This window comes from Agrococcus jejuensis (genome assembly GCF_900099705.1).
GTDB classification, from domain to species: Bacteria; Actinomycetota; Actinomycetes; order Actinomycetales; family Microbacteriaceae; genus Agrococcus; species Agrococcus jejuensis.
Genome location: NZ_LT629695.1, coordinates 1,822,241 through 1,835,393 on the forward strand (window position 1 = coordinate 1,822,241; position 13,153 = coordinate 1,835,393).

10 protein-coding genes are annotated in these 13,153 nt (G+C 73.1%); 6 read left to right on the top strand and 4 right to left on the bottom strand.

What is annotated here, in order from left to right; genetic code table 11:
• The first annotated feature begins 26 nt into the window (after positions 1 to 26).
• The 4 genes from BLQ67_RS08715 to speB are packed head-to-tail and all read left to right on the top strand — an operon-like array spanning position 27 to position 5,651.
• Positions 27 to 1,352: an MFS transporter gene (locus tag BLQ67_RS08715; RefSeq protein ID WP_092504272.1), complete on the top strand. Its 1,326-nt coding sequence runs from the start codon at positions 27 to 29 to the stop codon at positions 1,350 to 1,352.
• Positions 1,349 to 3,025 carry an amidohydrolase gene (locus BLQ67_RS08720; RefSeq protein ID WP_092504274.1) on the top strand — a complete coding sequence of 559 codons (1,677 nt, stop codon included), beginning with the start codon at positions 1,349 to 1,351 and terminating at the stop codon, positions 3,023 to 3,025. Before BLQ67_RS08715 ends, BLQ67_RS08720 begins: the two co-directional genes overlap by 4 nt.
• Positions 3,022 to 4,695 (top strand): thiamine pyrophosphate-binding protein, encoded by a 1,674-nt coding sequence (locus BLQ67_RS08725; RefSeq protein WP_092506856.1) that lies wholly within the window; start codon positions 3,022 to 3,024, stop codon positions 4,693 to 4,695. Before BLQ67_RS08720 ends, BLQ67_RS08725 begins: the two co-directional genes overlap by 4 nt.
• Positions 4,692 to 5,651, top strand: coding sequence for an agmatinase (speB, locus tag BLQ67_RS08730; RefSeq protein ID WP_092504276.1), 960 nt, complete (start codon positions 4,692 to 4,694; stop codon positions 5,649 to 5,651). The genes BLQ67_RS08725 and speB overlap by 4 nt, the downstream gene beginning before the upstream one ends.
• Positions 5,652 to 5,991: 340 nt before the next feature.
• Here the strand turns inward: speB and BLQ67_RS08735 are convergent, their stop codons facing one another.
• The 4 genes from BLQ67_RS08735 to BLQ67_RS08750 all read right to left on the bottom strand — a co-directional run bounded on the left by BLQ67_RS08735 (position 5,992) and on the right by BLQ67_RS08750 (position 11,170).
• Positions 5,992 to 7,956, bottom strand: coding sequence for a BCCT family transporter (locus tag BLQ67_RS08735; RefSeq protein WP_197674586.1), 1,965 nt, complete (start codon positions 7,954 to 7,956; stop codon positions 5,992 to 5,994).
• A 318-nt stretch (positions 7,957 to 8,274) separates the two neighbouring features.
• Entirely contained in the window at positions 8,275 to 9,078 is an 804-nt protein-coding gene (locus tag BLQ67_RS08740) for an ABC transporter ATP-binding protein (RefSeq protein ID WP_092504278.1), read from the bottom strand.
• A 26-nt stretch (positions 9,079 to 9,104) separates the two neighbouring features.
• The gene (locus BLQ67_RS08745; RefSeq protein WP_092504280.1) at positions 9,105 to 10,127 is read right to left on the bottom strand and encodes a FecCD family ABC transporter permease; all 1,023 of its coding nucleotides are present in this window, start codon (positions 10,125 to 10,127) and stop codon (positions 9,105 to 9,107) included.
• Positions 10,124 to 11,170, bottom strand: a complete 1,047-nt coding sequence (locus BLQ67_RS08750) for a FecCD family ABC transporter permease (RefSeq protein ID WP_197674587.1) — start codon at positions 11,168 to 11,170, stop codon at positions 10,124 to 10,126. The genes BLQ67_RS08745 and BLQ67_RS08750 overlap by 4 nt, the downstream gene beginning before the upstream one ends.
• 79 nt (positions 11,171 to 11,249) lie before the next feature.
• On the opposite strand from BLQ67_RS08750, the gene BLQ67_RS08755 reads away from it, so the two are divergent.
• Complete coding sequence (locus tag BLQ67_RS08755) at positions 11,250 to 12,251, top strand: ABC transporter substrate-binding protein (RefSeq protein WP_092504282.1); 1,002 nt, start codon at positions 11,250 to 11,252, stop codon at positions 12,249 to 12,251.
• Between the two features lie 251 nt (positions 12,252 to 12,502).
• Positions 12,503 to 13,153 (top strand): hypothetical protein, encoded by a 651-nt coding sequence (locus BLQ67_RS08760; RefSeq protein ID WP_092504284.1) that lies wholly within the window; start codon positions 12,503 to 12,505, stop codon positions 13,151 to 13,153.

The window sequence follows — 13,153 nt, forward strand, 5'->3', positions numbered from 1 at the left end:
TCTCGAACCGCGAAGGAGCGGGCGCCATGACCGCACAGCAGACCACCCGGGCCAGGAAGGCCGGGTTCGCCGCATTCGTCGGCACCACCATCGAGTGGTACGACTTCTACGTCTACGCGACCGCCGCCGCCCTGGTGTTCGGCCCGCTCTTCTTCCCCAGCGACGACCCCGTCGCCGAGACGGCAGCGGCGTTCGCGACCTTCGCCGTCGCCTTCCTCGTGCGCCCCCTCGGCGGCATCATCTTCGGCCACATCGGCGACAAGCTCGGCCGTCGCCGATCGCTCGTCATCACGCTCATGCTCATGGGCATCGCGACGGTCGCCGTCGGCCTGCTGCCCACCTACTCCGACGTCGGCATCCTCGCGCCGATCCTGCTCATCGCGCTGCGCGCCCTGCAGGGCCTCGCTGTCGGCGGCGAGTGGGGCGGCGCCGTGCTCATGAGCGTCGAGCACGCGCCCGCGAAGTCGAAGACGTTCTACGGCGGCTTCACGCAGCTCGGCAACCCCGCCGGCGCGCTGCTCGCCTCCGGCATCTTCGCGATCATGTCGCGCATCGGCGACGACTTCATCCGCGACGGCGGCTGGCGCATCCCCTTCCTGCTGTCGATCGTGCTCGTCGGCGTCGGCCTCTGGGTGCGGTACCGGGTCGAGGAGTCGCCCGTGTTCGCCGAGAAGGTCGAGGGTCGCAAGCAGTCGATGCCGCTCGCGTTCGCGCTGCGCTCGAACTGGCTGCCCATCCTGCTCGGCATCGGCCTGCTGCCGATCTCGACCGGCGGCTACTACCTCGCGACCACGTTCGCGACGTCGTACGCGACGAGCCCGAACGTGGGCATCAGCGAGACGCTCATCCTCGACGCCATGACCGTCGCGTCGTTCGTCGAGTTCCTCGTCACGCTGCCCATCGCGTGGCTCGGCGACAAGTGGGGCCGCAAGCGGGTCATGTACCTGGGCCTCATCACCTCGGTCGCGACGTTCGTGCCCTTCCTGCTCGTCATGCCCGGCCGCCTCGAGCCGCTCGTCTTCCTGCTCGCGTCGCTCGTGCGCATCGCCCTCAGCGGCACGTACGCGCCGATCGCGGCGATCCTCGCGCAGATGTTCCGCCCGCAGGCGCGCTACACGTCGATCGCGCTCAGCTACGGCGTCGGCGCCGCGGTGTGGGCCGGCTTCTCGCCCTGGTTCGCGACCCTGCTCGTGGGCTGGACCGGCAGCGTCTGGTCGGTGCTCGGCATGTTCACGGCCATGGCCGCCATCGCCGCCGTCTGCACGCACTTCGCACCGCAGCACTCCGACGAGGCCCCCGTGACCGAGTCGTTCACCGCCCGCACCGACACGACGGAGCACACGATCCGATGAGGAAGCTCGCCCCCTTCGACCGCCCCGCCCAGTCGGCGCCCACGATCGTCGTCGCCCGCACCATCCACACGGCCGACGCGCACGACGGCACCGCCGAGGCGATGCTGCTCGACGACGGCCGCATCCTCGCCGTCGGCACCCTCGCCGACTGCGAGGCCGCGGCTCGGGATGCGGGCCTCGCCCCCGAGCGCGTGGAGCTGGGGGATGCGGTGGTGGTGCCGGGCTTCGTCGACGCGCACGCGCATCCGCTCATGTTCGGGCAGATGATGACGTGGGTCGACTGCGGCCCCGAGCAGGCCGGCAGCATCCCCGAGATCGTCGCGCTGCTGCGTGCGGCGGCCGAGCGGATGCCCGAGGGCCGGCCGGTGCGCGGGTACGGCTACGAGCACCGCAACCTCGCCGAGCAGCGGCATCCGACGCGGTTCGAGCTCGACGAGGTCGCGACCGACCGCGAGGTCTACCTCATGAATGCGTCGGGCCACGGCGGCGTGGTGAACTCGTTCGCGCTCGCGGCCGGCGGCGTCGACCGCGACACCCCAGACCCGGCGGGCGGCACCTTCTTCCGCGGCGCCGACGGCGAGCTCACGGGCGAGCTGTCGGATGCGGCGTGCAACGTGCTCACGGGCGTCAGCGGCGTGAAGGTCGGGCATCACGGCCCCAACTTCCATCTCGCCGACGAGCCCGAGGAGCACCTGCGGCAGCTCGCCGCCGCGACCGAGCGCTTCCTCGCCGGCGGCGTCACGGCGATCGGCGACTGCCAGGTGTCGCGCCGCGAGCTCGACATGTACCTGCGGCTCGCGGGCACCGACGGCGGCCTGCCCGTGCGCGTGTCGATGTACCTGCTGTCGCACCTGCTCGACGAGGCGCTCGAGATGGGCCTCGTGGGCGCGTTCGGCAACGCGCACCTGTCGTTCGCCGGCATCAAGCTGTACGCCGACGGCACGCTCGGCGGCTGGACGGCGTACTTCCCCGACGGCTACGTGGGCGATCCGTGTCGCACGGGGCAGCTGTACCACCAGCCCGCGGAGTACGCCGAGCTCATCCGCCGCGCGCACGCCGCCGGCCTGCAGACCGCGACGCACGCGCAGTCGCCCACGGCGATCGGCATGGTCGTGGATGCGCTCGAGGCCGCGCTGGCCGAGCATCCCGACGCCGACGCGCGCCACCGCATCGAGCACTGCGGCCTGCCGACGCCCGACCAGATCCGGCGCATGGCGGCCGCGGGCATCCGCCCCGTGAACCAGCCGCAGCACTACCGCAACTGGGGCGAGGGCGTGGAGCAGGCGATCGGCACCCCGGGCGAGCGCTTCAACCCGCTCGGCGAGTTCGTGGCGGCGGGCGTGCCCGTGACGATCTCGTCGGATGCGCCGGTGGCGGAGCCCATCCCACTCGAGGCGATCGAGACCGCCGTCACGCGGCTCACGCAGCGCGGGCACCGCCTCGGCGGCGACGGCCTGCGCATCCCCGCCATCGCGGCGCTGCGCGCCCACACGATCGAGGGCGCCATCACGCTCGGCCGCGAGGACGACCTCGGGTCGCTCGAGGTCGGCAAGTGCGCCGACTTCGCGGTGCTCTCCGACGACCCGCTCGCCGTCGACGCCGAGGCGATCGCGAGCATCGACGTGCTGCAGACGTGGGTCGGTGGCGCGAGGCGCTGGGAGGCAGCACGATGACCGACGTCGGCCAGCACGAGCAGTACGCCGACACCGCGGGACGCGCGGTGCTCGAGACCATCCGCGGCTACGGGGTCGACGCCGTGTTCGGCATCCCCGGCACCCACAGCCTCGAGCTGTACCGGCCGCTCGCCGAGCTCGGCATGCGCGCCGTCACGAACCGGCACGAGCAGGGCTCGGGCTACGGCGCCGACGGCTGGGCGCAGCAGACCGGCCTGCCGGGCGTCGTCATCACGACGTCGGGGCCGGGCCTGCAGAACGCCATGAGCGCCGTCGGCACGGCGTTCGCGGAGTCGCGACCCATGATCGTGCTGTCGCCGGGCGTCGCGCTCGGCGCCGAGTTCGCCGACGTCGGCACGCTGCACGAGACGAAGGATGCGTCGGCGATGGCCGGCGCCGTGGCGGCCTGGTCGCGGCGCGTGCGCACGGCGGCCGAGGCCGTCGACGCCGTGCACGACGCGTTCGCGCTCTTCCGCACCGGCCGCCCCCGGCCCGTGCACATCGAGATCCCCCTCGACGTGCTCGAGGCGCCCGCCGACGTCAGCGCCGCCGCCCGTGCGCCGCGTCCCGCGCCCGCCGCGGAGGCGGGGGAGCAGGCCGCCGTGCGCGCCGCATCCGACCTGCTGCGGCAGGCGCAGCGGCCCGTGATCGTCGCCGGTGGCGGTGCGACGCGTGCGGGGGCGCAGCTCGTGCGCCTCGCGGAGCGGTTCGGCGCCCCCGTGCTCACGACGCTCAACGGCAAGGGCGCGGTCGACGAGCACCACCCGCTGTCGCTCGGCGCGAACCTGCGCCTCGCCGCCGCGCGCGACGTGGCCGAGGATGCCGACGTGCTCGTGGTCGTGGGCTCGAAGCTCGGCGAGGCCGAGCTGTGGGCGCCGCGGGTCGCAGCCCGCGGGCAGGTCGTGCGCATCGACGTCTCCGCCGCCCAGCTGCACAAGAACCTCGCCGCGACCGTCGGCATCGTCGGCGACGCCGCGGCCGTGCTCGAGCACCTGCTCGACGGCACGCCCGCCGACCGCCGCCTGCGCCCCGCGCCCGACCTCGCCGCGGCGCGCGCCGCGATCGACGCCGAGCGCCGCGCGGCGCTGCCCGAGACCGTCGCGCTCGCCGACACGATCGCCGAGGCGCTGCCCGCCGACGCGATCGTCGCGGGCGACTCGTCGCAGATCGTCTACATGGCGCTCGCGAACGCGCTGCGCCAGTCGCGCCCGCACTCGCTGCTCTACACGCCGACCTACGCGACGCTCGGCTACGGCCTGCCCGCCGCGATCGGCGCACGCGTCGCCGACGCCTCGCGTCCCGTCGTGGCCGTGCTCGGCGACGGCGCGCTGATGTTCTGCGTCAACGAGCTCGTCACGGCGCTCGAGCAGCGCCTCGACCTCACGATCGTGTGCGTCGACAACGGCGGCTACGCCGAGATCAAGCAGAACGAGGTCGACCGCGGCATCGCGCCCATCGGCGTCGACCTCGTGCAGCCCGACTGGGTCGCGCTCGCGACCGCGTTCGGCGCCGTCGGGCGTCGCGCGTCGACGCACGCGGAGGTGGCTGCAGCGATCCGCTCGAGCGTCGCCGAGGGCGGCGTGCAGCTCGTGCACGTGCCGCAGGCGGCGCTCGAGGCGAGCGCATCCGACCCGACCGCATCCGAGACCGACACCGAGGAGCAGGCATGACCGAGCCCACCCCGACCCCCGTCGGCCCCGTCGACGCCTCCGTCGTGCCGCGCTACGCCGGCATCGCCACGTTCGCGCGCCTGCCGCGCATCGAGGACGTGCCGCGCGCCGACGTCGCCGTCGTCGGCATCCCGTTCGACACCGGCGTCAGCTACCGGCCCGGCGCGCGCTTCGGCCCGAGCCACGTGCGCGAGGCGTCGCGGCTGCTGCGGCCCTACAACCCGGCGCAGGACGTGTCGCCGTTCGCGGTCGCGCAGGTGGTGGATGCGGGCGACATCCCCGTGAACCCGTTCGCGATCGACGAGGCCGTCGGCGAGGTCGAGCGGGCGGCGGATGCGCTCGCCGAGCGCGCGCCGCGCATCGTGACGATCGGCGGCGACCACACGATCGCGCTGCCGCTGCTGCGGTCGGTGACGAAGCGGCACGGGCCGGTCGCGGTGCTGCACTTCGACGCGCACCTCGACACGTGGGACACGTACTTCGGCGCGCCGGTCACGCACGGCACGCCCTTCCGCCGCGCGAGCGAGGAGGGCCTCATCGACCTCACCGCCAGCTGCCACGTCGGCACGCGCGGGCCGCTGTACTCGAAGCAGGACCTCGTCGACGACGAGCGCCTCGGCTTCCAGGTGCTGTCGAGCGAGCTCGTCGAGCAGGAGGGCGTCGCGTCGGTGATCGAGCGGATGCGCGCGCGGCTCGGCGACCGGCCCGTGTACGTGTCGATCGACATCGACGTGCTCGACCCAGCGCACGCGCCGGGCACGGGCACGCCCGAGGCGGGTGGGCTCACGAGCCGCGAGCTGCTGCGCATGGTGCGGGCGCTGTCCGACCTGCACGTGGTCGGCGCCGACGTCGTCGAGGTGTCGCCGGCGTACGACCACGCGCAGCTCACGGGCATCGCCGCGAGCCACGTCGTCTACGAGCTCGTGACGCTGCTGGCGGCGCAGGTCGGGCGGTAGGCAGCCGCCGACTCCGCGGCCCTTCCATCCTCGCGGAACGTTGCCCTCACCGGCCCTTGAGGTGCGAGCGAAGCGAGCCTCGAAAGGGTCCCAGCGTCGACGGCGGGCACCTTTCGAGGCTCGCTTCGTTCGCACCTCAAGGAGCGGTCACTGGGGCGGCCACACCAGCTGGTCGAGGAGCGCGCGAGCGCAGCGAGCACGCGTCACGAGACCACGCGACCGCCGCTCCCGCTCAGACACGCGCATGGTCGCGCCGAGCGGGCACGTCACGAGGTCTCGTGACGGCTCCTCGCCTGCGGCTCGGGGCCTCCTCGACCAGCTGGTGGGGGCGAATCGTCCCTCAGCGCTCCTCGTCCTTCGCCGCATCCTCCTCGCGCGGCTTCGACTCGCCCTCCATCTCCAGCAGGTGCCCCGCGTGCGACGCCGCGAACTCGGGGGTGTCGAAGACCTCGCCCGCGATCGGGTCCTGCACGGCGCGGTCCTCGTCGTAGGTCGCGACGCCCGTGCGCGCATCCACGTCGACCGCCTCGCTCGGCACCGTGTGCAGCGCGACGAGGAACTCACCCTCGCCGGTCTCCTGCTGCGTCGATGGCTGCGGGCTGCTCTTCGACAGCCCCGCGAACGTCGCCGAGAAGTCGCGGATCCCGCGTCGCCATCCCGTGCTCCGGCCTCCGCCCTCCGCGGCGCCCACGGCCTCGGCGACCGCCGAGCCCACGTCGCCGCCCGAGGCGATGCGCGCGCGGACGTAGCGCGGCGTCGACGCGACCTCGTAGTGGAAGGCGCGCAGCAGCGAGATGCACGCGAGCGCCATGATGATCGAGAACGGCACGGCCGTCGCGATCGACGTCGTCTGCAGCGCCGTGAGCGACGCCGAGCCGCCGACGAGCAGCAGCGCGGCAGCAGCGATGCCCTCGGTCACCGACCAGAACACGCGCGTGAGGCGCGGCGTCTCGGTGTCGCCGCCCGTCGACAGGATGTCGATGACGAGCGAGCCCGAGTCCGACGACGTCACGAAGAAGAACACGATGACGAGGATCGCCAGCACGCTCGTGATCGTCGACAGGGGCAGCGTGTCGAGGAGGTGGAACAGCGACGTGTTCGTGTCGACGGCGCCGTCGACGAGCATGTCGCCCTCGGCGAGCTGTCGGATGATCGCCGAGTCGCCGAAGATCGTGAACCACAGGATGCCGATCGCCGTCGGCGCCAGCAGCACGCCCATGACGAACTGGCGGATGGTGCGGCCGCGCGAGATGCGCGCGATGAACATGCCCACGAACGGGGCCCAGCTCATCCACCAGCCCCAGTAGAAGATCGTCCAGTCGCCCGACCACGAGTCGTTCGCGAGCGGGAACGTCTCGAGCATCTGCCCGGGCAGCGATGCGACGTAGCTGCCGGTGTTGGCGACGATCGCCTGCAGGATGACGAGCGTCGGCCCGAGCAGCAGCACGAACACCGCGAGCAGCGCTGCGAGCGACATGTTGACGTTCGACAGCCACTTGAGGCCCTTGTCGAGACCCGAGACGACCGAGAGCGTCGCCATGCCGGTGATGACGGCGATCGCGACGATCGTGAACGTGGGCGTGCCCTCGATCCAGCCGAGGAACTCGAGGCCGGCGGTGATCTGCTGCACGCCGAAGCCGAGCGACGTCGCGACGCCGAACAGGGTGCCGACGATCGCGACGACGTCGACCGCGTGGCCGATCCAGCCCTCGGTGCGCGTGCGGCCGATGAGCGGCTCGAGCAGCCAGCGGATCGACAGCGGACGCCCGCGTCGGAAGGTCATGTACGCGAGGCCGAGGCCGACGACGACGTAGATCGCCCACGCGTGCAGGCCCCAGTGGAAGAGGGTGAGGTCCATGGCGGTGCGGCCCGCCTCGCCCGTGCCGGGCTCGACGCCCGCGCCCACCGGCGGCGTCATCATGTGCGACAGCGGCTCGGCGACGCCGTAGAACACGAGGCCGATGCCCATGCCGGCGCTGAAGAGCATCGTGAACCACGACAGCGTCGAGAACTCGGGCTCCTCGTCGTCGCGGCCCAGCTTGATCTGGCCGATGCGCGACAGGCCGCAGTACAGCGCGAACACGACGAAGCCGGTCGCGGCGAGCACGTACCACCAGCCCACGCCCTCGGTGATGATGGCGTTCAGCTGCGCGAACGCGTCGCCGCCGGTCTGGCCGTAGACGATCGCGAAGATCACGAGGCCGAAGACGAGGACGACGGCCGGGATGAAGACGGGCTTGTTCAGCCCGCGCCAGACGACGGCGGGCGACCAGTCGGCGCGCAGGCGGGACATGGGCTCGGGCATGCGGATGCTCCAGCTCGAATCGAGTGCGTGGGGACGCATCCACGGTATCGAGCAACGCTCAGCCGCGGGCGGGCTTGCGTGCGCGTGCTAGCCCCCGTCTGCACTTCGTCGTGCGAGCCGCTGCTCCCACCAGCTGGTCGAGGAGGCCCCGAGCCGCAGGCGAGGAGCCGTCACGAGACCACGCGACGTGCCCGCCCGACGCGACCACGCGCATGGCCGGGCGGGAGCGGCCGTCACGTGGTCTCGTGACGCGTGCTCGCCCAGGGGGCTCGCGCGCTCCTCGACCAGCTGATGAGGAGCAGCCTCGAGGGAGGGCCCCTAGCCCTCCAGTCCCGGCGCCCCCGAGCGCGGCACCACGAGCGGCGTGCCCGTGACCGGGTCGTCGATCACGACGCACGGCAGGCCGAACACGCGCTCGACGAGCTCGGCGGTCACGATCTCCATCGGCGGACCCTGGGCGATGACCTCGCCGTCGCGCATCGCGATGAGGTGCGTCGCGTAGCGGGCGGCGTGGTTGAGGTCGTGCAGCACGGCGACGATCGTCGAGCCCTGGCGGTGCAGGTCGGCGAACAGGTCGAGCAGGTCGATCTGGTGCGCGACGTCGAGGTACGTCGTCGGCTCGTCGAGCAGCAGCAGCGGCGTCTCCTGCGCGAGCGCCATCGCCGCCCACACGCGCTGCCGCTGGCCGCCCGACAGCTCGTCGACCGGCACGTCGGCGAGCGACGCCACGTTGGTGCGCTCCATCGCCGTCTCGACGGCGTGCGTGTCGTCGGCGCTCCACCGCTTGAGCAGCGACTGGTGCGGGTAGCGGCCGCGGCGCACGAGGTCGACGACCGTGATGCCCTCGGGTGCCGTCGCCGTCTGCGGCAGCAGGCCGACGCGGCGCGCGACCTCCTTGGGCGCTTGGCTCCGCAGGTCCTTGCCGTCGAGCAGCACCGCGCCGGCCTCGGGCTTCAGCAGCCGCGCGAGCGAGCGCAGCAGCGTCGACTTGCCGCACGCATTTGGCCCCACGATCACCGTGAAGGACCCGTCCGGGATGCCCACCGTCAGGTTCGTCGCGACCGTGCGGCGGTCGTAGCCGAGCGTCACGTCCTGCGCGAGCAGGGGCGTGGATGCGGTCATGTCGGCTCCGTTCGAGGCAGAGGGATTCACCATGCGCGTCGCGCCTCCCGCACGAGCAGCGCCACGAGGTAGACGCCGCCGAGCACGACGGTGACGACGCCCGCCGGGATGTCGGTGAGCGCGTGCTGCGCCACGAGGTCGGCGGCGAGCAGCAGCGCGGCGCCGACGATGGCGGATGCGGCGAGCGGCAGGCCCGAGCCGCCCACGAGGCGCTTCGCGATCTGCGGCGCCGTGAGCGCCACGAACGCGATCGGACCGGTGGTGGCGGTGACGATGGCGGTGAGGGCGACGCCGATGGCGAGGATGCCGAGGCGCGCGGGCTCGAGCCGCAGGCCGTGCGCGCGGGCGGCATCGTCGCCGAGCTCGAGCTGGCGCAGCGCCGGCAGGGCGATGAGCAGGAAGCCGACCGCGGCGGCGAGCGGCAGCGCGGCGAGCGCGAGCTGCGACCACGTGACGCCGCCGAGCGAGCCGACGCCCCAGATCGCGGCGCTCATCGCCACCTCGGGCTGCAGCCGCAGCAGCAGCCACGTGTTGACGGCATGCAGCATCGCCGTGACGCCGATGCCCACGACCACGAGGCGGAAGCCCGACAGGCCGCGCTTGTACGCGAGGGCGTAGACGACGACCGCGGTGGCGAGGCCGCCGACGAGGGCGCCACCCGTGACCGACAAGGTCGCCTGGCCGGCGAGCGCGACCGCCACGATGGCGCCCGTGTAGGCGCCGGTCGAGAAGCCGATGACGTCGGGCGAGCCGAGCGGGTTGCGCGACAGGGTCTGGAACACGGCGCCCGACAGCGCGAGCGCCGCACCGAACGCCAGCGCGGCGAGCGTGCGCGGCAGGCGCCACTCCAGCACGACGCGGCGACCGAATCCGGCGTCCGGGTCGAGGATGACGCCGGGCACCTCCCACGGCGCGATCGGGAACGAGCCCATCGTGAGGCCCGCGACGAACAGCCCGGCGAGCACGACGATCGCGATCGCGTAGCCCCGGCGGCGCCTCGTGCGCGCGAGCGCGACGACGTCGGCGCGCGTGCCGACGACGGCGGTCACGACCGGCCTCCCAGTCGTCGGCGGGCGAGCACGATGAGCACGGGGGCGCCGACGAACGCCAGCACGACGCCCACGGGCAGCTCGCCGTTCGTGAGCGCGACGCGCGCGAGCATGTCGGAGACGATGAGGATGACGGGCGCGATGAGCGCCGACAGGATCACGATCCAGCCGTTGCGCGGGCCCGCGAGGAAGCGGCCGACGTGCGGCACCATGAGCCCGAGGAACGCGAGCGGCCCCGCCACGGCCGTCGCCGAGCCGGCGAGGATCGACACCGCGATCACGGTGCCGGTGCGCACGATGCCGACGCGGGCGCCGAGCGACGACGCGAGGTCGTCGCCGAGGGCCAGCACGTCGAGCGCGGGCGACAGCACGAGCGCGAGCACGAGGCCCACGCAGAGGATGGGCAGGATCGGCAGCAGCACGTCCCAGCCGCGGTTGTCGAGCCGGCCCGACTCCCACACCTGCAGCACCGAGAACGTGCGCGGGTTCGACAGGCGCAGGCCCGCGACGATGCCGGCGAGCACGGCGCCGATCGCGACGCCCGCGAGCACGATGCGCACGGGATCCCCGCCACCGCGCCCCACGGATCCGATCGCCATCACGAGCGTCGTCGCGATGCCGGCGCCGATGAGCGCGATCCACACGTACTGCGCGGGCGACGTGATGCCGAAGAGCGCGACGCCCATCGCGACCGCGAACGACGAGCCGCTCGTGACGCCCAGCAGGCCCGGGTCGGCGAGCGGATTGCGCGTGAGCGCCTGGATGAGCGCGCCGGCCACGCCGAGCGCGGCCCCGACGAGCACGGCCGCGATCGTGCGCGGCAGACGCAGGCCCAGCACGGCGTCGGTGTCCTGCACCGATGCGTCGCCGCCCAGCAGGATGTGCACGACGAGGTCGGGCGGCACGTCGCGTGCGCCCACGAACATGCTCGCGGCGATCGCGGCGGTCAGCAGCACGAGGGCGCCGACGAGGGATGCGATGCGCACGACGACGCCCCGGCGCGAGCGAGTCGCGACGGTGGTGGCGTCGACGGCCGCGGTCACGCATGCATCCTACGGTTAGGCTTGCCTCACCTCCGCACGCCGTCGCGTGCGTCGATCCACCATCTGTGCAGGAGCACCCATGCGCCGACCCCTCATCGCGCTCGCAGCCGCCACGGCTGCCGCGCTCGCCCTCGCCGGCTGCTCGGCAGGCACGTCGACCGACGAGCCCACCGACGCCGCCTCCGGCCCCGCCGTCGAGGAGGGCGCGTACCCCGCGACCATCCCCACGCTCTTCGGCGACGTCGAGATCACCGAGCAGCCCACCACCATCGTCGCCCTCGGCTGGGGCGACGCCGAGACCGTGCTCGCGCTCGGCGGCCAGCCCGTCGGCGCATCCGACTGGCTCGGCTTCGGCGGCGAGGGCGTCGGCCCGTGGGCCGAGGGCCTCTACGACCAGGCGCCCACGATCATCGAGACGCTCGAGCCCGACTACGAGGCGATCGCGGCGCTCGAGCCCGACCTCATCCTCGACGTCAAGGGCTCGGGCGAGCAGGACCGCTACGACCGCCTGTCCGAGATCGCGACGACGATCGGCGTGCCCGAGGGCGGCGAGTCGTACCTCACGACGCCCGCGCAGCAGCTCGAGATGATCTCGGCAGCGCTGGGCGTGCCGCAGGCCGGCGCCGACCTCGCCACCGAGATCGACGACGCCTTCACGGCTGCCGCCGACGCGCACCCCGAGTGGGAGGGCCTCACGGCCACCGCCGCGACCCGCACGAGCGAGGGCTGGGGCGCCTACATCGACGGCACCGAGCGCGTCGAGTTCCTCGAGCGCCTCGGCTTCGTGCTGAACCCGGCGATCGCGGCCATGGAGCCCAGCGACGGCGGCTTCTCGGTGAACGTGTCGCAGGAGGAGCTCGACACGTTCGACGCCGACCTCATCATCGCGTTCCCGATCTTCATCGAGTCGTCCGAGATCACCGACGACCCGCAGTGGCAGGCCATCCCGGCCGTCGCCGAGGGCCACGCCGTGGTCATCGACGGCGACATCTCGTCGGCCTACTCGCTCGGCTCGCCCCTGTCGCAGCTGTACGCGATCGACGAGGTCTCTGGCCTCATCGCCGACGCGCTCGGCAGCTGACCGCAGCCTGACGCACGACGCGCCCCGCACCGGATGGTGCGGGGCGCGTTCGCGTTCCTCCCCCAAACCGGCCCTTGAGGTGCGAGCGCAGCGAGCCTCGAAAGGGTCCCGTCGGCTTCGGTGGGCTCGCTTCGAGGCTCACTGCGTTCGCACCTCACCGAGCGGTCTGGGGGCGAACGGGTCCTTGGCTGTTGGGGGAGGCCCCGCCGGCGATCCTCGTGACCGATCGCCCGTGCCGGACATGATCGGGCATGGAGACGAGCACCCTCTGGGCTCGCGGGGCCGCTGCGGCCGTCATGCTGCTCGCGCTCGCCGGATGCTCGAGCGCGCCGGAGCCGGACCTCAGCCCGTCCCCGTCGACCACCGCCTCCCCGTCGCCAGCGCCGTCGGAGACGGCCGAGCCGCAGGTCGATCCTCTGCCGGAGTCGTTCGACTGCCGGCTCGCGTCGGGGATCTTCCCGCCCATGGACCTCGCGTGGGGCGCGCATGCCCTGCAGATGGAGCTCGTCGGTCTCGACGGCGCCGAGATCGCGATGGTCGCCCCGGAGGGCATGCACGCCACCGTGACGCCGAGTGCCGACGCCGTCGATCCGGAGGCGCTCGTCGTCGCAGCCGTGCAGCGGATCGAAGCCGCTGGCTACGCGACGCCGACGTGGTCCCTCGCTCCCGCCGTGCCGTGGACGTTCGACGACCTGTGCGCGTCGATGGAGGCCGCGTTCGTCGAGATGACGCGCGACGGCGCCGTCACGGAGCTCGGCATCCAGGGTGACGCCCGCCTGCGCGTCGGCATCCGCACCGGGTTCCCCGTGCCGTCGAGCGTCGAGGCCATCGACGACGCCCATCCCGGCCTGCTCCTGCTCGTGGAGACCGTCGGCGTGGACATCGGCGCCGACGGCGGCTGA

What these genes read in the sequence shown, in the direction of transcription:
- BLQ67_RS08755 (WP_092504282.1), top strand. Translation starts at nt 11,250, where the DNA reads ATGCGCCGACCCCTCATCGCGCTCGCAGCCGCCACGGCTGCCGCGCTC.
- BLQ67_RS08735 (WP_197674586.1), bottom strand. Translation starts at nt 7,956, where the DNA reads ATGCCCGAGCCCATGTCCCGCCTGCGCGCCGACTGGTCGCCCGCCGTC.
- BLQ67_RS08715 (WP_092504272.1), top strand. Translation starts at nt 27, where the DNA reads ATGACCGCACAGCAGACCACCCGGGCCAGGAAGGCCGGGTTCGCCGCA.
- speB (WP_092504276.1), top strand. Translation starts at nt 4,692, where the DNA reads ATGACCGAGCCCACCCCGACCCCCGTCGGCCCCGTCGACGCCTCCGTC.
- BLQ67_RS08720 (WP_092504274.1), top strand. Translation starts at nt 1,349, where the DNA reads ATGAGGAAGCTCGCCCCCTTCGACCGCCCCGCCCAGTCGGCGCCCACG.
- BLQ67_RS08740 (WP_092504278.1), bottom strand. Translation starts at nt 9,078, where the DNA reads ATGACCGCATCCACGCCCCTGCTCGCGCAGGACGTGACGCTCGGCTAC.
- BLQ67_RS08760 (WP_092504284.1), top strand. Translation starts at nt 12,503, where the DNA reads ATGGAGACGAGCACCCTCTGGGCTCGCGGGGCCGCTGCGGCCGTCATG.
- BLQ67_RS08725 (WP_092506856.1), top strand. Translation starts at nt 3,022, where the DNA reads ATGACCGACGTCGGCCAGCACGAGCAGTACGCCGACACCGCGGGACGC.